General features: G+C 62.1%; 22 protein-coding genes and 1 pseudogene. 11 read left to right on the top strand and 12 right to left on the bottom strand.

Annotated features, from left to right (window positions below):
• Positions 1 to 257, top strand: a pseudogene (locus tag LCF60_RS19590) (site-specific integrase); the annotation flags it as partial.
• 1 nt (position 258) lies between these two features.
• Here the strand turns inward: LCF60_RS19590 and LCF60_RS19585 are convergent.
• Entirely contained in the window at positions 259 to 915 is a 657-nt protein-coding gene (locus LCF60_RS19585; protein ID WP_292294174.1) for a hypothetical protein, read from the bottom strand.
• 205 nt (positions 916 to 1,120) lie between these two features.
• Here LCF60_RS19585 and LCF60_RS19580 point away from each other — a divergent pair, with 205 nt between their 5' ends.
• Positions 1,121 to 2,053 (top strand): IS5 family transposase, encoded by a 933-nt coding sequence (locus LCF60_RS19580; RefSeq protein WP_292294170.1) that lies wholly within the window; start codon positions 1,121 to 1,123, stop codon positions 2,051 to 2,053.
• A gap of 427 nt (positions 2,054 to 2,480) precedes the next feature.
• Here the strand turns inward: LCF60_RS19580 and LCF60_RS19575 are convergent, their stop codons facing one another.
• From LCF60_RS19575 to LCF60_RS19565, 3 genes are read right to left on the bottom strand one after another with little or no spacing between them, the layout of a single operon-like run.
• The gene (locus LCF60_RS19575) at positions 2,481 to 3,083 is read right to left on the bottom strand and encodes a hypothetical protein (protein WP_292294168.1); all 603 of its coding nucleotides are present in this window, start codon (positions 3,081 to 3,083) and stop codon (positions 2,481 to 2,483) included.
• Positions 3,080 to 3,439, bottom strand: coding sequence for a hypothetical protein (locus LCF60_RS19570; RefSeq protein WP_292294166.1), 360 nt, complete (start codon positions 3,437 to 3,439; stop codon positions 3,080 to 3,082). The genes LCF60_RS19575 and LCF60_RS19570 overlap by 4 nt, the downstream gene beginning before the upstream one ends.
• A 10-nt stretch (positions 3,440 to 3,449) precedes the next feature.
• On the bottom strand, positions 3,450 to 3,956 hold the full coding sequence (locus tag LCF60_RS19565) for a flagellar basal body-associated FliL family protein (protein WP_292294164.1): 507 nt from the start codon (positions 3,954 to 3,956) through the stop codon (positions 3,450 to 3,452).
• Positions 3,957 to 4,045: 89 nt separating this feature from the next.
• Here LCF60_RS19565 and fliF point away from each other — a divergent pair, with 89 nt between their 5' ends.
• The 4 genes from fliF to fliP are packed head-to-tail and all read left to right on the top strand — an operon-like array spanning position 4,046 to position 7,291.
• Entirely contained in the window at positions 4,046 to 5,671 is a 1,626-nt protein-coding gene (gene fliF, locus LCF60_RS19560) for a flagellar basal-body MS-ring/collar protein FliF (protein ID WP_292294162.1), read from the top strand.
• Positions 5,668 to 6,270, top strand: a complete 603-nt coding sequence (locus LCF60_RS19555) for an ABC transporter ATP-binding protein (protein ID WP_292294161.1) — start codon at positions 5,668 to 5,670, stop codon at positions 6,268 to 6,270. The genes fliF and LCF60_RS19555 overlap by 4 nt, the downstream gene beginning before the upstream one ends.
• Positions 6,263 to 6,559 carry a FliM/FliN family flagellar motor switch protein gene (locus LCF60_RS19550; protein WP_292294160.1) on the top strand — a complete coding sequence of 99 codons (297 nt, stop codon included), beginning with the start codon at positions 6,263 to 6,265 and terminating at the stop codon, positions 6,557 to 6,559. The genes LCF60_RS19555 and LCF60_RS19550 overlap by 8 nt, the downstream gene beginning before the upstream one ends.
• A gap of 33 nt (positions 6,560 to 6,592) precedes the next feature.
• Positions 6,593 to 7,291: a flagellar type III secretion system pore protein FliP gene (gene fliP, locus LCF60_RS19545; RefSeq protein ID WP_292294172.1), complete on the top strand. Its 699-nt coding sequence runs from the start codon at positions 6,593 to 6,595 to the stop codon at positions 7,289 to 7,291.
• Positions 7,292 to 7,305: 14 nt separating this feature from the next.
• Here the strand turns inward: fliP and LCF60_RS19540 are convergent, their stop codons facing one another.
• The 5 genes from LCF60_RS19540 to sfsA all read right to left on the bottom strand — a co-directional run bounded on the left by LCF60_RS19540 (position 7,306) and on the right by sfsA (position 12,062).
• A complete protein-coding gene (locus tag LCF60_RS19540; protein ID WP_292294159.1) occupies positions 7,306 to 8,094 on the bottom strand; it encodes an extensin family protein in 789 nt (262 codons plus the stop codon).
• A 94-nt stretch (positions 8,095 to 8,188) separates the two neighbouring features.
• Positions 8,189 to 9,100, bottom strand: coding sequence for a prephenate/arogenate dehydrogenase family protein (locus LCF60_RS19535; RefSeq protein WP_292294158.1), 912 nt, complete (start codon positions 9,098 to 9,100; stop codon positions 8,189 to 8,191).
• A complete protein-coding gene (gene hisC / locus LCF60_RS19530) occupies positions 9,097 to 10,182 on the bottom strand; it encodes a histidinol-phosphate transaminase (protein WP_292294157.1) in 1,086 nt (361 codons plus the stop codon). The genes LCF60_RS19535 and hisC overlap by 4 nt, the downstream gene beginning before the upstream one ends.
• Positions 10,183 to 10,459: 277 nt before the next feature.
• A complete protein-coding gene (gene map, locus LCF60_RS19525; protein ID WP_292294156.1) occupies positions 10,460 to 11,281 on the bottom strand; it encodes a type I methionyl aminopeptidase in 822 nt (273 codons plus the stop codon).
• A gap of 64 nt (positions 11,282 to 11,345) precedes the next feature.
• The gene (gene sfsA, locus LCF60_RS19520) at positions 11,346 to 12,062 is read right to left on the bottom strand and encodes a DNA/RNA nuclease SfsA (RefSeq protein ID WP_292294154.1); all 717 of its coding nucleotides are present in this window, start codon (positions 12,060 to 12,062) and stop codon (positions 11,346 to 11,348) included.
• A gap of 47 nt (positions 12,063 to 12,109) precedes the next feature.
• Here sfsA and LCF60_RS19515 point away from each other — a divergent pair, with 47 nt between their 5' ends.
• The 4 genes from LCF60_RS19515 to LCF60_RS19500 are packed head-to-tail and all read left to right on the top strand — an operon-like array spanning position 12,110 to position 15,057.
• Positions 12,110 to 12,832 (top strand): molybdopterin-binding protein, encoded by a 723-nt coding sequence (locus LCF60_RS19515; RefSeq protein ID WP_292294152.1) that lies wholly within the window; start codon positions 12,110 to 12,112, stop codon positions 12,830 to 12,832.
• Positions 12,829 to 13,566, top strand: a complete 738-nt coding sequence (locus tag LCF60_RS19510; protein ID WP_292294151.1) for a GNAT family N-acetyltransferase — start codon at positions 12,829 to 12,831, stop codon at positions 13,564 to 13,566. The genes LCF60_RS19515 and LCF60_RS19510 overlap by 4 nt, the downstream gene beginning before the upstream one ends.
• Positions 13,563 to 14,135, top strand: coding sequence for a peroxidase-related enzyme (locus tag LCF60_RS19505; protein ID WP_292294149.1), 573 nt, complete (start codon positions 13,563 to 13,565; stop codon positions 14,133 to 14,135). The genes LCF60_RS19510 and LCF60_RS19505 overlap by 4 nt, the downstream gene beginning before the upstream one ends.
• Complete coding sequence (locus tag LCF60_RS19500; protein WP_292294148.1) at positions 14,107 to 15,057, top strand: OmpA family protein; 951 nt, start codon at positions 14,107 to 14,109, stop codon at positions 15,055 to 15,057. Before LCF60_RS19505 ends, LCF60_RS19500 begins: the two co-directional genes overlap by 29 nt.
• A 52-nt stretch (positions 15,058 to 15,109) precedes the next feature.
• On the opposite strand, the gene LCF60_RS19495 is transcribed toward LCF60_RS19500, so the two are convergent.
• Positions 15,110 to 15,763 carry a peroxiredoxin gene (locus tag LCF60_RS19495; protein WP_292294146.1) on the bottom strand — a complete coding sequence of 218 codons (654 nt, stop codon included), beginning with the start codon at positions 15,761 to 15,763 and terminating at the stop codon, positions 15,110 to 15,112.
• Between the two features lie 130 nt (positions 15,764 to 15,893).
• Here LCF60_RS19495 and LCF60_RS19490 point away from each other — a divergent pair, with 130 nt between their 5' ends.
• On the top strand, positions 15,894 to 17,333 hold the full coding sequence (locus tag LCF60_RS19490) for an aldehyde dehydrogenase family protein (protein ID WP_292294144.1): 1,440 nt from the start codon (positions 15,894 to 15,896) through the stop codon (positions 17,331 to 17,333).
• Positions 17,334 to 17,442: 109 nt separating this feature from the next.
• Here the strand turns inward: LCF60_RS19490 and LCF60_RS19485 are convergent, their stop codons facing one another.
• Entirely contained in the window at positions 17,443 to 18,087 is a 645-nt protein-coding gene (locus LCF60_RS19485) for an RluA family pseudouridine synthase (protein ID WP_292294142.1), read from the bottom strand.
• A 93-nt stretch (positions 18,088 to 18,180) separates the two neighbouring features.
• Positions 18,181 to 20,619, bottom strand: coding sequence for an FAD-dependent oxidoreductase (locus LCF60_RS19480; RefSeq protein WP_292294140.1), 2,439 nt, complete (start codon positions 20,617 to 20,619; stop codon positions 18,181 to 18,183).
• Positions 20,620 to 20,621: the final 2 nt, after the last annotated feature.

Raw genomic sequence — 20,621 nt, 5'->3', positions numbered from 1 at the left:
CAGAGGAGAAGATGAGCCCGCTGCGTCAGCGGATGATCGAAGATATGCGCATCCGCGGAATGGGCGACAAACACCAAAAGTCTCATATTCGGGCAATCAAGGATTTCGCGGCGTTCCTCGGGCGGTCACCCGACACGGCCACGCCGGAGGATCTGCGCGCCTATCAGCTTCATATGACGGACACCGGGGTCACCCCATCGACCTTCAACACGCGCATCGTGGCGCTGCGGTTCTTTTTTGGCATGACCTGCGGGCGCCCTACTTCACAGCAATCATCTCGACGTTCGAAATCTCGATACCTTGTTGAGCGTAGGCTGCCGCATAGGTTTGAAAGAAGGCATCTTCTGACCCGGTTGCGACTGTGTACCATCCACAGTTCGAGTCGTAGAAGTGCAAAACGCCCTTGGTGCGCCGCGCCGCAACAGCATGGCTCCCGCTAACTGCACCGCTGCACTTGAAGGATATGTAAACGGCACTGTTTGCCCGCGTATCGTTGCGGTTCCAGGCTGAAATCCACTTGTCTAGGCTGGACTCTTTGGGAAGACGGGGAATGACGACCCCGTCAGCTGAGGCTACGCCCACATCATCAAGCGGGTTTCCCGTGGGATTTGTTTTCATGTAGATGTACTGGACACTCAGCGCCTTCTGCATGAGCTTATCATTTGCGCCATCCTTGTACCGACTAGCCTTTTTCAGCCAGTTCGAGGCAAGCGCAGCGCAGATCCCCGATTTCGACCATTTGTAAACGAGTGTCCCAACCTCGCCTCGTTCGTGCACGTCCTTCAACACTTTGGACTGGTTGAACTTAGTCACCTTTGTTCCGTACTGCTTTAAATCAGTGAAACGACCCATAGCGCATTCCCCAAACGGCCTGCTGGTTAAAGCCAAGGTCACCTGTTCCTCGCTGTTGATCAAGTTTTTTCAACCCAAACACCGCTTACTGGCACCGAGGTTTCAAAACATGGGCGTTGCGGGTCGTAAATGAGAGCAGCGAAATGCGCATCTGACTTAGGGTATTCAGATTAAACTGGCGCTTCCATGGGTAAAGAGAAAGGGCGTTGTTGCAAAAGTCTGACGACGAAGGATTCACTTCGCGAATCCATGGCGTTAGACGCGGTGCATGAGCAAGCCATCTCCCGCCCGCTATCGCACGACGAACTGGTCCAGCTACAACGCGTCGCTCAGGAAGCGGGGGTCTCTGCTCATCTGGGTCGACAAGGACATGACCTGGCACGCGCCGCGTGACGGTCGACCCGGACGTCCGGCGGTGTTTTCCGATGCGGCCATACAGTTCTGCTTATCGATCAAAGTCCTGTTCAAGTTGCCGTTGCGCCAGACCGCCGGAATGGTGGCCAGCCTGCTGCGACTGGCCGGCCTGGACTGGCCCGTGCCGGACTTTTCCACGCTGTGCCGCAGGCAAAAGACCTTGGCCGTCCAGGTCCCGTATCGCCGTGCGGACGGCCCGCTAAACCTGCTGGTCGACAGCACCGGGATCAAGTTCCTCGGCGATGGCGAATGGCAGGCTCGCAAGCACGGGGTGCAAGGCCGACGCCAATGGCGCAAGGTCCATCTGGCCATGGACCCGGCCACATCCGACATCCGAGCGGTGGAATTCACCCCCAGCCGCGACGGCGACAGCCCCGTGCTGCCCGACCTGCTCGGCCAGATCCCGGCAGGTGAGCAGATAGGCACGGTCACCGCCGACGGCGCCTACGACACACGCCGCTGCCACAAGGCCATCATCGAACGCGACGCCGTTCCGATCATCCCGATCCGAAAGAACGGACGTCTCTGGAAAGCAGACTGCCCGGCTGCACGCGCCCGCAACGACACCCTGCGCGCGACGCGATACTACGGGCGGGCGTTCTGGAAACGCTGGACCGGATACCACGCCCGCAGCCGGATCGAGGCGAAGATGCGCTGCCTGAAATCCTTCGGCGAGCGTATCATGGCAAGAGACCCCGACCGACAGACCGCCGAAATCCACATCCGCATCGCCCTCATGAACCGCTTCAACGCCCTCGGCACCGCCGAGATCGTCCGCGTGGCATGACGTCAGTGGGGTAAGGGGACGTCACGCCTCAGGCCGGGGTAATGCAACAACGCCTATCTGAGGGCTCCGCGCTCGGCGCGCTTGCCCAGAACGACAGACCCGACTACCAACCTCAAACCCGCAGACTCTCGTTATGATCGAGGGACCCAAGGGGGACAGGTCACGCACACTATAGATTTCTTGCGAAGACTTTTGCTTTTCGCCTGTTTTTTGTGCGCCGTAAGTGATTTTTATAGATTGATTTTTGAGGTATCGTGTAACGTGAGGTATATGTCTTGCGCAGACTTTTGCTTTCGTTGGCACCCATGGTTTGTCTGAATGGAGATGCGCTGCAGCTTTTGGTTCAGGGAGGATACGCGCCGCATAGGCCGAACATGGCCGCAGACTGCTGGACGACCTCCATACGGTTCTCGGGGAAATGCACCGTCTATCGCAGCGGAATATCTGCGTTGCGACCGGCGAGTTTTAAGCTGATTTCATAGGCTTTTTCCGGCGTCATGCCCGCCATGATGCGGGCAGCACTGTCAGAGGTCATTCTGGCCAGAAAGCCTGCCGCAAAGGTGGAATCCATCTGTTCGAAAAGGGCTGCGGCCTGTTTGGGTTTCATGTTCGCGTAGACGTCGGTAAGCTGAGCGATGTCGGCCTCCGCCGCTTCCGCTGCGACCGAGATTGTCTTGCGAAGATTTTGCTCGGTTTCAAGGAGCTTTTCGATCTCTTCTCGAATGGCTTGTTCAGCGGCTTCGACAGACGATTCGCGCTCATTGATTTCCGCTTCGCGTTCCATCAACCGCGCTTCTCTTTTCTTGATCGCCGCGAGCGCGACCTCCATCTGGTCCGGTCGCGCCAGATCCTGGGTCTGGTTGGCGGCGGCCGGATCGGGGGAGCCCGCCAAGATGCCTTCGCTTGCAATCACCTGGCCTGCTTCTGTTGCAAGGCGTAATCCGGCGGAGAGCAGCAACAGCGCGCCGATGATGGCAAGCGTGCCTTTTTGTGTTCGTTTCGCGGGTTTCTTGCCGGGCTGTCGGGTCATCGAGCGTCTCCGGCATGGCGCGCAAAAACAGGACCGGTGGGGGCACGGGTTGGCTCCGGAGTTGGAGGGGGTGGCGGCAGATCGTGCAGCGAGGCGACCATCAGTTCCAACCGTTTGGCCGCATCTTCTGCCCTGCCGGTCAGATCGGCAAGACTGTCGCTGGAATGGGTCGCGGTTTTCTGCGCGTTTTCCAATGCGCTTTGAAGATCGGAGACCTGCGCCGAAAGGACCGCAACAGCAGCGCCAACGCCGTTCTCGAGATCGGTAAACCGCGTCAGCCGCCGGGACAGGACGAAACAGTAGAGTCCTGCGCCAAGCGCACCGGCCACAAGCAGAATATCAGCGACAAGATCCATGGGTAATTCCTCAGTTCAGGATGAATTCCGTGACAAGAAGACCGTTGACCTTGCCAAGCCCGACCACCGTCACGATGCGGCGAAACAGGTGCAGCCGAATCCTGAAAAGCGCGCCGGGGCCTTCGATGTCCTCTGCCGAGAGCGCGCGAAGGTAGCCGTTCATCGCATCCTGGATGCGCGGCAGGAGGAATTCCACATCGCCCCGGTATTCGGACGGAACCTCGATCTGCCCCGAAAAGCGCAAGTGGCCGTTCTGTGCCCCGGGCGGAAGGGTCACGATAAGCGTCGGAATATCGACGAAGGCCACATCCGGCAAAGCGCTTGGCGCAGCATGTGGCTCCGTCTTTTGCGCCGCCTCGCCTCCGATGGGTACGAATCCGTTCGAGACGGCAAAAAATCCAAGCCCACCGCCAAGAAGGCACAGCACCAGCCCGAGGATCGGCCCGAGTTTCGATGCCTTTTTCACCTCTCCGCCGTTTTCGCCTGTCGCCGCCTCGGTCATGGCAGACCCGTCCATTCCTCAATTCACAATCCATGTTCTAGCGCTCAGGCACTAACCGATTGTTAACGCGGACGGGGAATAAAGGACGGCATCGACGGAACAGAATGTTTTGGGTTCGGAGGAAATCTGTGCAGCAAATTCTGCCAGTCTGGCAAAATCTAACCATAGCGCGCAAATCCATAGTTATCGGTGCGACGCTTGCGATCTTTCTTGCGGTTCTCGGCATGTCGCGGCTTGTGACCCAGCCGCGCATGACGCTGCTTTACTCCGGGCTTGATCCGGCTGCCGCCGGTGAGGTCGTTCAGGCGTTGCAGCAAAGAAATGCCGTGTTCGACGTGCGGGGGACCTCGATTTTCGTCGCTGACGCCTTGCGAGACGAACTACGACTCACCCTGGCGAGTGAAGGCCTGCCGGCAAGTTCCGGCCAAGGCTATGAACTGCTCGACACTCTGTCGGGCTTTGGCACCACGTCCCAGATGTTCGATGCCGCCTATCTGCGCGCAAAAGAAGGGGAATTGGCGCGCACCATCGTTGCGGCGCCAGATATTGCCGCGGCCCGGGTTCATATCGCCACGGGCAGCGACAACCCCTTTCGGCGCGACCTTGCTCCGAGCGCGTCGGTGCATGTAACCGCCCGGTCCGGGACGATCGACAGGGCGAGCGCGCAAGCCATCCGACACCTCGTGGCTTCTGCGGTTGCGGGCCTGGATCCAGCGGAGGTTGCGCTGATAGACGCGCAGGCCGGATTGATCACCGATGACAGCGTGGGCGCCGGCCCTGCCCATGATCAGGATCGCGTGGCCCATCTCCGGGATCGGGTGCTGCGTCTGATCGAAGCACGCGTCGGGCGCGGCAATGCCGTGGTCGAGGTGAGCGTCGATGCCGTCACCGACAGCGAATCGATCACGGAGCGACGGTTTGATCCCGACAGCCGGTTCATCATAAGTTCGGACAGCGAAGAACGCAGCGATCAATCGGAAAACGCCGGAGCAGGTGCAGTGACAGTTGCCTCCAACCTTCCGGATGGCGACGCGAATGCCAGCGAAAAGGAAACGCGGCAGAGTTCGGAAACCCGCGAGCGGCTGAACTACGAGGTGTCCCAGACCACGCGGGAAATCATCCGGGCGCCGGGCGCGATCAAGCGGTTGACGGTTGCGGTTCTCGTGAATGGCCAGGTCCAGGCGCAGCCGGACGGCACGCAGGCCTTTGTCCCCATGCCCGAAGCGGAACTGACGGCGCTTCGCGATCTGGTCGCATCTGCCGTTGGCTATGACGAATCCCGCGGAGATGTCATCACGTTGAAGTCCCTGTCTTTCGAGCCGATGGAGCAACTGGGGTCTTCACCCACCGATCCGGGCTGGTTTTCTGGCGCGCTGGATACGATGACGCTTGTGCAGATCGCGGTGCTTGCGCTGGTCGTTCTGGTGCTTGGACTTTTCGTCGTGCGCCCGCTTCTTCTGCCCTCCAGAAGGTTTGCGGAACTGGCCGCGCCGGGCACCGGGCGCCTGGGTGTCGAGGGTGCGGACCTGCCGGTGCTCAGCGGAACGATCGAGCCGGACGAGACGGGCTCGGGCTTGCCCGCCTTGGCGGATGCGACCTTCCGGGGCAGTCCGGACAATCCCGAAGATGCCGTGACTCGCCTGAGAACGCTGATCGAAGAGCGGCGGGGAGAGACCGTCGAGGTCTTGCGCAGCTGGCTTGAAGAACCGAAAGCGGGGGATGCGTCATGACCAGCCTCGCCGCTTACCTGGAGGATTTCGGAACGCCGCCCGATGAGTCAAGCCAGTTGTTGATCTCGGACGAAACTCTCGAAACCGAGCGGCTCGAGGCCTTTGACAGGGGGTACCGCGCGGGTTGGGACGACGCGATCAAGGCAAAGTCCGACGAGGGTGCTCTGCTTGCCGACGGGGTTGCGCACAGTCTTCAGGACCTGTCCTTCACCTATCACGAGGTCCACGCGCAGGTGATGTCGAACCTGACGCCGCTCTTCAACGAGATCCTTCAGAAAATCCTGCCCAATCTGGCGCGGGACACCCTTGGGGCGCATATCGTCGATCAGCTGTCACAGGTCGCGCGCGACATCGGAACGGTGCAGATCGGGATCGAGGTCGCGCCAGGAGCTGCGCAACAGGTGACCCAGCTCATCAACGGGGCATCCACAAGTCTTCCCGTCACGGTTGTCGAATCGCCCTCGGTCGTCGACGGACAGGCGCATATGAAGCTGGGCGCAAAGGAACTCACCATCGATCTGGCGGAAGTTTGCCAACAGATCACGGAGGCCGTTCATGCGGTGCTCCATGACCAAGCGGAGATGCGGGCACATGGATAAGTCAACCGACCTTTCGGAAACTCCAAGAACAGAAGCCTCCTTCACGACGGTCCCGATCGAGATCACGGTTTCCGTGGGCCGGGCAAGGCCGATCGTGCGCGACCTTTTGCAACTGGAAGAAGGATCCGTGCTGGTGCTCGACAAACGCGTGGAGGACCCGGTCGAGCTTTATGTCGGCGATCGTCTTATCGCGACCGGAGTTCTTGAGATCACCGAGACGGGGGAAAACCATGGCCAGCTTTGCGTGCGCCTGGTGGACGTCAACGATTTCGGCAACACGCATGGCTAGATCGTGATCCGCGCCCTCACGATCGCGCTGGTCATGGGCGTTCTCCTGGCGGGGACGGCATCGGCCCAGAGCCTGTCGCTCGACTTCGGCGATGGCGGCTCGATCACCGCGACCACGTTGCAGCTCATTGCGCTCATCACGGTGCTGAGCGTGGCCCCCGGCATCGCCATTACCGTGACGTGTTTTCCGTTTATCGTCACGGTGCTGTCGATCCTGCGACAGGCGATCGGGCTGCAGCAATCGCCGCCGAACATGCTTTTGATCAGCATCGCGATCTTCCTGACATTTTTCGTCATGGAGCCGGTATTCGTCGCTTCGTGGGAACAGGGCATTCAGCCTCTTCTGAACGAGGAGATCGAAACCGAAGAAGGTTTCCGGCGCGGTTTCGAGCCGTTCCGGCTTTTCATGGCGGCGCAGGTCGACCCCGACACCTTTGCCACGATGGCCCGCATTCGCAGCGATCTCGAATTGACGGAACCCGGAGCCGATACGCCCCTGTCGATCCTAATATCGACCTTCCTATTGTCCGAACTGGCGCGGGCGTTTCAGGTGGGGTTTCTCATCTTCCTGCCATTTCTCATCATCGATCTCGTCGTTGCCGCCGTGTTGATGTCCATGGGCATGATGATGGTGCCGCCAGCCATCGTATCGCTGCCCTTCAAGCTGGCGTTTTTCGTTGTCGCCAACGGATGGGCGCTGGTGGCCGAGAGCCTAGTGCGCTCCTACCAGTAGATGTCCGCGCGGATTTAGCGGCAGAACGACCCGCTGCGATATCGCGCGGTGTCGAAATGGAAATGATCCTTGTGAAACCGGTCCGAGTCGGGGCCGAGGACAGTGCCGAAAATCCCGCAGGCCCGCTGATGCATCTTTCTCAGGATCGGACCCGTGTCGCGCCGGTCCCAGCCCTGAAGCAGCGTGATCTCGGACCCGTCCCGCAGCCGGAAGCCTGAAATGTCGATCGCGCGACCTTTGCCATGCTCACTGATCTTGGCTCCGGACTGGTTGTTCCGGGTCCGGCAGGCATAGTGCGCGGCCACCTTGATCTGCGCGACGCCCCCGCCGGTGCCGCCGATGGCGGGCTTCATGCCCTTGGTGACCCATTGCTTAAGCGCCTTCGCCGTCGTGCAATCCATCACCGCTTTCTGGCTGAGTGGGATACCGGCAACAGACCGCACACGCACCCCGTCCTGAATCCCGCAGGCCGACAGCCGACCGGGCACAAAACCAACAATGTCGCCCTGAAGAGCCGGATCCCCGCAAATCGCACCGCGGGCGCGCTCCTGGCGTTTCGCCATGGCCTTTTGGACAATGCCGAACGGCCTGAGACTGGGGCGAACGGATTGTCCGGTGGCCTGCGGCGACTGCGCCGCGAAGGCGCGTCTTTCGGCCGGCGCGATATCGGTGGTCTCGTGGTGGGGATTGGTTTTCGGCCGGAACTGCCGGGCAAGACTGGTGGCCAGGGCGGACTCGATTATCGATGGGCGTGCCACCGGGCGGGATGGCGCGGCGATCATGGCGATCTGGTCCCGCGCCATCGGACGGAGCGATGTTTCCGGGGCCGCCCAGGCAGTACTTGAAATGAAAACCGATACACTCACCAAAACACACAACACTCGCATCTACACGCCTTTAACCTGATCGCCCAAAGTTCGGAGCCGCCGTGTCCTGACCGGCTTCGATGATCCCGCGGCGAATGGCCCGTGTGCGGGTGAAATAGTCATGCAGAAGGACCCCGTCACCCTGCCGGATAGCCCGCTGAAGTGCAAAAAGCTCTTCTGTGAAGCGCCCCAGGATCTCCAGGGTGGCGTCCTTGTTGGTTAGAAAGACATCGCGCCACATGGTCGGATCGGACGCGGCGATGCGTGTGAAATCCCGAAAACCGGCTGCGGAAAACTTGATCACCTCGCTGTCGGTCACGCGGCGCAGATCGTCGGCCACGCCGACCATCGTGTAGGCGATCAGGTGCGGGCAGTGCGACGTCACCGCCAGAACAAGATCGTGATGCTCGGCATCCATCCTGTCGACATTCGATCCCAGCCCATGCCAGAAGCGGCTGAGCGTTTCGACCGCCTCGGGATCGCTGCCCTCGGGTGGAACAACCAGGCACCAGCGATTGTCGAAAAGCGTGGCAAAACCCGATTCCGGGCCTGAATGCTCGGTTCCGGCCAAGGGATGCGCGGGGACAAAATGCACGCCGTCCGGAATATGCGGCGCCACGTCGCTGATCACCTGGGCCTTGACCGACCCGACATCGGTGACGGTCGCGCCGGGTTTCAGGTGCGGCGCGATCTCGGCGGCGATCTGTCCCATCACGCCGACCGGAACGGCAAGCACGACCAGATCGGCATCCTTGACGGCGTCCTGCACGCTGTCCGTGACAGTGTCGCACAGCCCGATCCGGCGCGCGGTCTCACGGGTTTCGGCGCTGCGGGCGTATCCCGTGACATGCCCGGCCAGGCCGCCGCGCTTCATCGACCAGAACATCGAAGACGCAATGAGTCCCAGGCCGATCAGGGCGACACGATCGTAGATCTGTGTCATCGCGCACCCGCCTTGAACTGTCCGATGGCATGCGCCACGCGGCGGCAGCTGGCCTCGTCACCGACCGTGATGCGCAGCGCGAAGGGCAGCTTGTAGGACCCGACCTGACGCACGATCAGCCCCTGTTTCTGCAGGTAGAGATTGCACGCCTCGGCTTCGGCTTCGTCGGTGAACCGGGCGAGGACGAAATTCGCCATCGACGTATCGGACGGCACGCCATGTTCGGCCAGCGCCTCGGCCAGCCATGCCCGCAGACGGGTGTTTTCCAGTCGGCATTTTTCGACATAAACGGTGTCGCGCACCGCGGCTTCGGCCGCAGCCAAGGCCGTGGCTGACAGGTTGAACGGACCCCGGATGCGATTGAGAACGTCGATCACTTCCTGCGGGCCATAGCCCCAACCGATGCGCAGGCCGCCCAGACCGTAGATCTTCGAGAATGTCCTTGTCATGACGACATTGTCACGCGCGTGCACGAGACCCGCGCCACCGTCATAGCCGTCAACGAATTCCGCATAGGCCCCGTCCAGCACCAGCAACGCCTGGGGCGGCAGGTTCTCGGCGAGCCGTTCAACCTCGGCCAGCCCTATCATCGTGCCGGTCGGGTTGTTGGGATTGGCCACGAAGACCAGCCTTGTCCTGTCGGTGCAGGCGGCCAGGATTGCATCGACATCCGTCACCCGTTCATGTTCGGGCACTTCGACAGGTGTCGCGCCTGCGGCCAGCGCACCGATCTTGTAAAGCGCAAAGCCGTGCTCGGTGTGAATCACCTCGTCGCCGGGTCCGGCATAGGCCTGGCACAGAAAGCTGATGATCTCGTCCGAGCCGACGCCGCAGATGATCTGGTCCGCCTTGAGGCCATGACATTCGGCTATGGCGTTGCGCAACGGGCCGTGATCGGTAGAGGGATACCTGTGCAGATCATGCACCGAACGGCGCACGGCGTCTTGCGCTGCCGGGCTCGGGCCAAACGGGTTTTCGTTCGAACTGAGCTTGACCACGTTCGACACGCCGTCGACATGCGACTTGCCGCCAACGTAAAGCGCAATATCCATGATTCCGGGTTGTGGTGTGATCTTCGTCATCTGAGCCTCCGCGATGCCCCCCGGTTTAGCGGCGCAAAAGGGTAAGGGAAAGCGACAAACCATCCCAGCCTGCCGGTCCTGTCAGGTGTGTAGGATCCCTGCCAGCAATGGTCCCGAGGCGTGACGGTGTGAACGGGTGCCGGGAGCTGGAACCGGGCTTGCGAATTGCGGCCCGGTCTCCGGGTGCCGGCCTTGAAAGAATTCGAACTGAAACCTGTGGAGGCAGAGTTTCCCGATGGTCAGGACATGCGCAGGCCGTTCGCGCCTTATGGATGCGTCATTCTGAATGGTAGGTCGGATGGAACCGCCCTGCAGGCGACAGGGTGAAGATATCGCACCCGTCCGACGTGATCCCGATGGAATGCTCGAACTGCGCCGAAAGCGACTTGTCGCGCGTGACAGCAGTCCAGTCATCGGCGAGCACCTTGGTTTCGGCACGCCCGAGATTGACCATCGGTTCGATGGTGAAGAACATCCCTTCCTCGAGCTGCGGCCCGGTTCCGGGACGCCCGTAATGCAGAACGTTCGGCGGCGCGTGAAACACGCGGCCCAGCCCGTGACCGCAGAAATCGCGCACGACCGACATGCGGTTCGCCTCGACATAGGTCTGGATCGCGTGGCCGATGTCCCCGAAGGTGTTGCCGGGTCTGGCCGCCTCGATGCCCTTGAACAGGGCGTCATGGGTGACCTGGATCAGCCGCTCGGCCTTGCGGCTGAGCTTTCCTGCGACATACATCCGGCTGGTGTCGCCGAACCAGCCATCCACGACAACCGTCACATCGACATTGAGGATGTCGCCGTCCTTGAGCTTCTTGTCGCCGGGAATGCCGTGACACACGACATGGTTCACGCTGATGCAGCTTGCGTGCTGGTAGCCCTTGTAACCGATCGTCGCCGAGGTCGCGCCCGCCTCTTCCACCCGCGCGCGAATGAAATCATCGATCGTCGCGGTGGTCTGGCCCACGAACACCTGGTCCGCGACATCGTCCAGGATACGCGCCGCCAGGTCGCCGGCTTTGTTCATGCCGGCGAAATCGGACGGATTGTGGATACGGATGCCTTCGCGTGTGAGGCGACCGTCAGCGGAATTGTTCACCATCGAACTCCAGTAGCTTTGTATCGGGTTTTAGACCTGAATGCGGGCATTTGCCAGTGGCGCGACATTACAGCCCAGTTGGTGCGGCAAACGGGATCGGTTTGCCCAAGCGCACCTCGTGAGGTGTGATCTGGCAATCCAGTGCAAGCGTTTCAACACCCGCCGATGTCGCAGCAGTCCAGGCGGCGGCATAAGCCGGGTCGAGATCCGCGGCAAGCGACAGGCTCGAGCAATCCGTGCGCTGGACAAGATAAAGCATCACAGCGCGCTGCCCGGCGCGCACCATCGCGGCCAATTCATTCAGATGCCTGGTGCCCCGCGCCGTGACGCTGTCGGGAAACTCGGCCAGCCCGGCCTGACGCGACAGGGTGACGGATTTGACCTCGACATAGGTGTCGGGATGCCCCGCACGGGACAACAGAAAATCGATGCGGCTTTTCTCGCCATAAGGCACTTCGGCGCGGAATGTGTCGAACGCGGCAAGCCCGTTCACCGCCCGCGCCTCGAGTGCGGCGCGCAGCATCCGGTTCGGCACGGCGGTGTCGACGCCGGTGAAATGGCCATCCGCATGTTCGACCAGCCGCCAGCCGAATTTCAACTTTTTCTTCGGATCGTCATTCGGTTCCAGCCAGATCCGCATCCCCGGTTCGGCCAACCCCATCATCGATCCCGGATTGGCGCAATGCGCGGTGACCTGCCGCCCGTCCTCAAGCGTGACATCCGCCAGAAAGCGTTTGTATCGTCGGACAAGAACGCCCGGAACAAGAGGGGTTTGAAAGCGCATGACCCCCGCCTATACCTGAGAAAACAAAGGGATCAAGGAGGCAAACCATGCCCAATCCAACGGCGGCCATGCTGGTGATCGGCGATGAAATCCTGTCGGGCCGCACACGCGATGCCAATATGCACCATCTGGCGCAGGAACTGACGAAAGTCGGCATCGACCTGTGCGAGGTGCGGATCGTGAGCGATGACCATGACGCCATCGTCTCGGCGCTCAATGCGCTGCGCGCAGGCCATGACACGGTCATCACCTCGGGGGGCATCGGCCCGACGCATGACGACATCACCGCCGATGCGGTGGCGGCGGCCTTTGGCGTGCAGATCGACGTGCGCGATGATGCGCGGGATCTTTTGCAGGCGCATTACGACAGCCGCGGGATGGAGTTCAACGAGGCGCGCAAGCGCATGGCCCGCATCCCCGACGGGGCGTCCCTGATCGAGAACCCGATCTCGATCGCGCCGGGATTTTCCATCGGCAACGTGCATGTCATGGCGGGCGTCCCAACAGTGTTTCAGACGATGGTGGCCAGCGTGATCCCGACGCTTGTGGGCGGCGCGCCGATCCTGTCCCAGACCTTGCGCGTGGATCGCGGCGAAGGCGACATCGCAGGTCCGTTGGGCCAGGTCGCCGCCGATTTCCCGGACCTGTCCATCGGGTCCTACCCGTTCCAGCAGAACGGCGCCTACGGGTCGAACATCGTCGTGCGCGGCAGCGATGGCGCGCGGGTGGATCATGCGATGGCCAGGCTGTCGGAACTGTTCGCCGCATGACGCCGGACGTCCATGCCCTCTATGCCGTGACCGAGGCCACCTGGCCTGCATCGGAACGCATGCCTGCCGGGCCGTGGATGCTGCGCAACGGTGCAGGCGGCGGCAAGCGTGTCAGCGCGGCAACGGCCGAGGACGCGTGGCGCGAAGACGATCTGGTCGCGGCAGAGACGGCGATGGGCATGATGGGGCAAGACCCGCTTTTCATGATCCGGCAGGGTGACGAAGCGTTGGACACGGCGCTTGCAGAGCGTGGCTATGCGGTCATCGACCCCGTCAATCTGTGGCTCTGCCCGATTGAAAACCTCACCGATGTGCCGGTCCCGCGGGTGACGGCCTTCAGCATCTGGGAACCGCTCGCCATCATGCGCGACATCTGGGCCGAGGGCGGGATCGGCCCCGAGCGCCTTGCCGTCATGGAGCGCGTCAAGGAGCCGAAGACCGGTCTCTTTGGCCGCATCAACGACAAACCCGCCGGCACTGCCTTTTGCGCGGTGCATGATCGGATCGCCATGGTTCATGCGCTCGAAATCGTGAAGGCTCACCGTCGCCGTGGCATGGGTGACTGGCTGATGCGGCAGGCGGCCCATTGGGCCAGGGCGACCGGCGCCGACTGGATGAGCGTCCTGTGCACCCAGGCGAATACCGGCGCCAACGGTCTCTATGCTTCCCTCGGCATGCAGCTTGTGGGACAGTACCATTACCGCATTCCAGCCAAAACGAGCGACGCCGAATGACCAGATCCGACAACCCCACGGCCCTCAACCTTCCGATGGTCGCCCCCTTGCCACCGGAGACGCAGAAATATTTCGACATCTGCCAGGACAAGCTGGGCATGGTGCCCAATGTCCTGAAATCCTATGCTTTCGACATCGAAAAGCTCAATGTCTTTACCGCCCTGTACAACGACCTGATGCTGGCCGACAGCGGGCTGAGCAAGCTCGAGCGCGAGATGATCGCGGTTGTCGTCAGCTCGATCAACAAGTGCTTCTATTGCCTGACCGCGCACGGGGCTGCGGTTCGGCAATTGTCCGGCGATCCCAAGCTGGGCGAAATGCTGGTGATGAACTGGCGGGTCGCCGACCTGGAATATCGCCACCGCGCCATGCTGGCCTTTGCCGAAAAGGTCACCAAGAGCAGCGCCGAAGTCGCCGAGTTCGACCGCGAAGCCCTGCGCGATGCCGGGTTCTCGGACCGGGACATCTGGGACATCGCGAACGTGACCGGGTTCTTCAACATGACCAACCGCGTGGCCAGCGCCACCGACATGCGACCGAATGATGAATACCACGCGCAGGCGCGCTAGGGCTTGCGGTCTTGCCCTCGCCACCGTGCTGACCGGCATGGCCCAGGCCGTTGCCGCGCTTGACCTGGCCTTGCCCACCGGTGCGCGCGAAACCGTCTCGCGGGTCAACCCGTCCGGAAGCTATGATCTGCCCATCGGCGCCTGGACGGAAGGGGCGGGCATTCCTGTCGCCCCTCTCGAAGGCGAGGTCCGGCGACAGGCCTGGCGGATTTCCGCAGCCGGTCTCACCACCGGGCAGGTTCTTGGCCCGTTGCGCGATCAGTTGCTTGCCGATGGCTTCGACATCATCTTCGAATGCAGCGCCCGAAGCTGCGGCGGGTTCGATTTCCGGTTCGGCACCGAGGTCCTGCGCGCGCCGAACATGTATGTCGATCTGACGGACTACCGTTTCCTGTCCGCCAAGTCGCCGGACGCCACGCAGGCGCTCAGTCTGCTGGTCAGCCGGGATGCCGAGACGGTGTTCGTGCAGCTGATCGAGGTCGGCCCCCCTGGTCGCCCGGCCGTCTCGGTCGCGAATGCGCCCAGCGCAGCGATCCCCGAAGATGCGGGCGACGTGGTGAGCGAACTTGAACGGGTCGGCCACGTGGTGCTTGCCGATCTCGATTTCGCCAGCGGTTCGGCGTCTTTGGGCGAGGGCCCGGTGCAATCGCTCGATGCTGTCGTGGCGTATCTCAAGGCAAACCCGACCCGCAGGATCACCTTTGTCGGCCACACGGATGCAACCGGATCGCTCGAGGCGAATATCGCCCTGTCGCGCCGCCGGGCCGAAGCCGCCGAAGCCTATGTCCTGGCGCAGGGCATTCCGGCGGCGCAGATCGCCGCGGACGGTGTCGGGTACCTGTCGCCACGCGCAACCAACCTGACGCCGCAAGGGCGCGAGGCCAATCGCCGGGTCGAAGCCGTCCTGATTTCCGTCGAATGAAAAACCCCGGACCGCGCCGTGTCCGGGGTCGATCCTTTTGCGGACGAACGCTTTATGACGCCAGCTTGGCTTTTCGCAGATAGGGCAGAACCGTTTCGATCTCGCCATATTTGGCAATCGCGTCCGCATCGCTGACCGAGGTCGGCACGATCACGTCCTGGCCCACGGTCCAGTTCGCAGGGGTCGCCACGTTCTCCCGCGCCGAGGTCTGAAGCGCGTCCAGCGCCCGCAGCACTTCGGCAAAGTTGCGCCCCACCGTCATCGGGTAGGTCATCGACAGCTTCAGCTTCTTGTCCGGACCGATGATGAACACGACGCGCACCGTCGCGCTGTCGGCAGGGGTGCGGCCATCGGGCAGCGCGTATTCGGCGGGCAGCATGTCAAAGGCCTTGGCCACTGTCAGGTCCTCGTCGGCGATGATCGGAAAGCCCGCCTTGGACCCGGAGGTCGATTCGATGTCGCCCTTCCACTTCTTGTGGTCTTCGACCCCATCGACGGAAATACCCATCACCTTGGTGCCGCGCTTCTCCCATTCATCGGCCAGTTGCGCGACCGCGCCGAACTCGGTGGTGCAGACCGGTGTGAAATCCTTCGGGTGCGAAAACAGGATGGCCCAGCTGTCTCCGATCCAGTCATGCAGGTTGATCGTGCCCTGGTCGGTTTCGACGGTCAGGTTGGGGATGTCGTCATTGATGCGCAGGCCCATGATTTGCCTCCTCTTGGCGGGTGAAGATTGTCGCTGACATATGCCGTTCCATGCAATTTTACACCCCCTTGCGAGGCAAACCGCAGAGTGACAGAGTGTCGTCTGAAACGCTCTGAGGGGAGACATTCAGATGATCGAAAAACGCCAATTCTACATCAACGGTGCATGGGTCGACCCTGTCGACGGACGCGACCATCACGTGATCGACCCCTCGACCGAAGACCCCTGCGCAGTGATCTCGCTGGGCGGTCAGGCCGATACAGACGCCGCCGTGTCCGCCGCCAAGACGGCCTTCCCGTCCTGGATGGCGACTCCACCCGCCGACCGCATCGCCCTGGTCGAGAAACTGCTTGAAATCTACCAGTCGCGCGGCGACGAGATGGCGCAGGCGATGAGCACGGAAATGGGCGCCCCCATCGACATGTCGCGCTCCAGCCAGGTCGGCGCTGGCACGTGGCACCTGCAGAATTTCATCGATGCCGCCAAGGATTTCGACTTCGACCGCCCGCTGAACGATCACAGCCCGACCGACCGCATCATCTACGAGGCGGTGGGCGTCAGTGCGCTCATCACGCCGTGGAACTGGCCGATGAATCAGGTGACGCTCAAGGTGGGGGCAGCGGCGATCGCGGGCTGCACGATGGTGCTCAAGCCGTCCGAGGAAAGCCCGCTGAACGCGATGCTCTTCGCCGAGATGATGCACGAGGCCGGCTTCCCGCCGGGCGTGTTCAACCTCGTGAACGGCGATGGTGCCGGCGTCGGCTCTCAGTTGTCGGCGCATCCCGACGTGGACATGGTCAGCTTCACAGGCTCCAGCCGCGCGGGCAGGCTGATCTCCAAGGCGGCCGCCGACACGCTCAAGCGCGTCCATCTGGAACTGGGCGGCAAGGGTGCGAACCTCGTCTTCGCGGATGCCGATGACAAGGCCGTCAAACGCGGCGTGCTGCACATGATGCAGAACACCGGACAGTCCTGCAACGCGCCCTCGCGCATGCTGGTCGAAGCGCCGATCTACGACCGTGTCGTGGACGAGGCCGGTGAGATCGCCTCCAAGGTCAGCGTCGGTCCCGCCTCCGCCGAAGGCCGCCATATCGGTCCGGTCGTGAACGCCACGCAATGGCAGAAAATCCAGGACCTGATCCAACAGGGCATCGACGAGGGCGCGCGCCTCGTCACCGGTGGTCTGGGTCGCCCCGAAGGCTTGAACAAGGGGTTCTACGTGCGCCCCACGGTCTTCGCGGATGTGACCAACGACATGACCATCGCCCGCGAGGAGATCTTTGGCCCGGTCCTGTCGATCATGAAGTTCGACACCGAGGAAGAGGCGGTCCGCATCGCCAATGACACGGTCTATGGCCTGACCAATTACGTCCAGTCCGAGGACGGCGCACGCCGCAACCGGCTGGCCCGTCAATTGCGCTCGGGCATGGTCGAAATGAACGGGATCGGCCGCTCTGCCGGATCGCCCTTCGGCGGCATGAAGCAATCCGGCAACGGCCGGGAAGGTGGCGTCTGGGGCATCGAGGATTTCCTCGAGGTCAAGGCGGTCTCGGGCTGGGCGGCCGAATAGGCACCAAGATCGGGCAGGGGCGCTGTCCCCTGCTTCTTCTCTTTCCAAATATGCAAACATGCGCAGCCGAAGGCTGCGCCCAGTCGGACGCGCAAGCATCCGAAACCATTCAGAATGGTGCCTTCACCCGAAATTTCATGCCTGTTCCCCCATCCGGGTGGCGCAGCCGCAATTCCTCGGCGTGCAACATCATTCTTGGATACCGCTCTGCCGTGTCTGGCGCATATAGGGGATCACCCAAGATTGGATGCCCGAGCGCAAGCATATGCACGCGCAACTGGTGGCTGCGTCCCGTCTGCGGGTAAAGCTTGACGCGGCTTTCCGCGTCCGAGGCCTTCATCACCCGCCAATCCGTCACCGCCGGTTTGCCGGTCTCGCGGTCCACCTTCTGCAAAGGCCGGTTCGGCCAATCGACGATCAACGGCAGGTCGACAGTGCCGGTTTTGGGCTCCAACCGTCCGGCAACCCGCGCAAGATAGGTTTTCCTGGTTTGCCGCTTCTCGAACTGTAATCCCAGATGGCGCTGGGCATGTGGCGTCAGGCCAAAAACCATCACCCCTGACGTGTCCCGATCCAGCCTGTGCACCAGCAGCACCTGCGGATAGGCCACCTCGAGCCGCGAGATCAGGCAGTCGGCCAGGTCCGGACCTTTGCCGGGCACCGACAGCAAGCCCGCTGGTTTGTTCGCGACGAGGATCTCGTGATCCTCGTGCAGAATTTCAAGCGGCGTGTCGGGGGGCGTATAGGCGGTCATCCGGCCCGTTTACGCAGCTTGGCGTCATGGAGCAAGGCTCAGGATTTTCGTACGAAAATCCTGCCGACGCAGAAACTTCGTACGAAGTTTCTGTCACGCCGTCACCCGCTCCGACGTCGGATCGTACATCGGCTTCAGCGACGTCTCGGCCCGCACGCGTGTGCCCGCCACGTCGATCTCGTAGCGCGATGCGAGAACCTGCTCCGCGCTTTCCCCCGCGCAGGGCACATAGCCCAACCCGATCGCACCGCCCAGATGATGGCCATAGGCACCCGAACTCAGGTAGCCTACGATCTGCCCATCCCGCAGGATCGGCTCGTGGTGATACAGCAGCGGTTCCGGATCGGTCAGGCGGAACTGCACCAGCCGGGTTTGCAAACCGGTCTCGCGCTTTTGCAAAACCGCGTCGCGCCCGATGAAATCCGGCTTCGCGGTTTTCACGGCAAAGCCAAGCCCGGCTTCCAGAACATGATCCTCGCAGGTGATGTCATGGCCGAAATGCCGGAACGCCTTTTCGATCCGGCAGGTGTCCATCGCGTGCATGCCGCAGAGCGTCAGCCCGTGATCCTGCCCCGTTTCCCAGAGCGTTTCGAACACATGCCCGGCCTGATCGGCCGAGATGTAGATCTCCCAGCCCAGCTCTCCGACATAGGACAGCCGGTGCACCCGCGCGGTGCCGAGACCGATCTCGATCTCCTGCGCGGTGCCGAACGGGTTGGCGTCATTCGAGAAATCATCCGGCGACACCGCCTGCATCACCTTGCGCGCATTCGGCCCCATCACCGCAAGTACGCCTTCGCCCGCCGTCACATCGGTGATCACCACACAGTGGTCGCCCAGATGACGCTGCAACCAGGTCTGATCGGCGGCCCGCGTCGCGGCGGGGGTGATCACGAGAAAACAGGTCTCTGAGAGGCGCGTGACGGTCACATCCGCCTCGATCCCGCCGCGCGTATTAAGGAATTGCGTATAGACGATCTTGCCCACCGGCACCGACATGTCGGCCCCGCAGACATGGTTCAGAAACGCCTCGGCATCCGACCCTTCGACCCGCAGCTTGCCGAAGGACGACATGTCATAAATACCGACATTTTCGCGGATGGCACGGTGTTCACGCGCGACGTTGTCAAAGAAAGTCTGCCGCTTCCAGCTATAGGCATATTCCGGCGTCTGGCGGTCGGTCGCATACCAGTTGGCCCGTTCCCAACCGGCGATTTCCCCCATCACGGCACCGCGTTCCAGAAGCTGCTGATGGAACGGCGTCCGACGCACACCGCGAGCGGTGGCCTTTTGGCGGTAGGGGTAATGGTCGGCGTAAAGCAGACCCAAAGTCTCGGTCACGCGCTCCTTGAGATAGCGGCAGTTGCGCTGGAAGGGCTGCGCACGGGCGATGTCCACGTCGCCCAGATCGAACGGCTTCGCCCCATCCTCCATCCATTGCGCGAGCGCCATGCCAGCCCCGCCCGCCGACTGGATGCCGATGGAGTTGAACCCGGCCGCCACCCACACATTGTCCATCTCGCGCGCTTGACCAAGATAATAAGCGTTGTCCGGGGTAAAGCTTTCCGGCCCGTTGAAGAACGTGTGAATCCCCGCCTCGGCCAGCATTGGCATGCGGTTCACCGCCGCCTCCAGGATCGGCTCGAAATGGTCGAAATCCTCGGGCAGTTGGTCGAACTCGAAACTCTCGGGGATGCCGCCCATGCCCCAGGGCTTTGAGACAGGCTCGAACGCGCCCAACATCATCTTGCCCGCGTCTTCCTTGTAATAGGCGCATTCATCCGGCACCCGCAGCACTGGCAAGGCCTGCAACCCGGGGATCGGTTCGGACACGATGTAGAAATGCTCGCAAGCCTGAAGCGGCACATTGACCCCCAGCATCTGCCCCACCTCGCGGCCCCACATGCCTGCGCAATTAACGACATGATCGCAGGTGATCGTGCCTCTACTGCCATCTTCCGACGCCCAATCAACAGAGGTGATCCGCCGCCCATCGCGGGAAATGCCCTTGGCCTTCACACGTTCGACAATCTGCGCCCCGCGTTGACGCGCGCCCTTGGCCATCGCCAGCGCGATATTGGCCGGATCGCCCTGGCCGTCGCTGGGCAGGTAGACGCCGCCCACGACACCCTCGGTGTTGAGATGCGGGTACATCCTCTTAATCTCGGCGGTGTCAATTTCCTCGACCGGGACCCCAAAGGCCCGCGCCATCGCAGCTGTGCGGCGCAATTCCTCGTGCCGTTCATGGTTCAGCGCAACCGAGATAGATCCGACCTTCCGAAACCCCGTGGCAACGCCGGTTTCGGCTTCGATCGTGGAATAAAGATCAGCGGTGTATTTCGCGAGCTTCGTCATGTTGGACGAGGCGCGCAACTGCCCGATCAGCCCGGCGGCGTGCCACGTCGTGCCCGAGGTCAACTGCTTGCGTTCCAGCAGCACCACATCGCTCCAGCCCAGCTTGGTCAGGTGATAGGCGACGGAACAGCCAATGACTCCTCCGCCGATGATGACGGCACGGGCGTGGGTGGGCAGGT

Source organism: Marivita sp., from assembly GCF_020055635.1.
In the GTDB taxonomy this organism is placed as follows: Bacteria; Pseudomonadota; Alphaproteobacteria; order Rhodobacterales; family Rhodobacteraceae; genus Marivita.
This window is presented reverse-complemented; position numbering and strand designations above follow the sequence as displayed.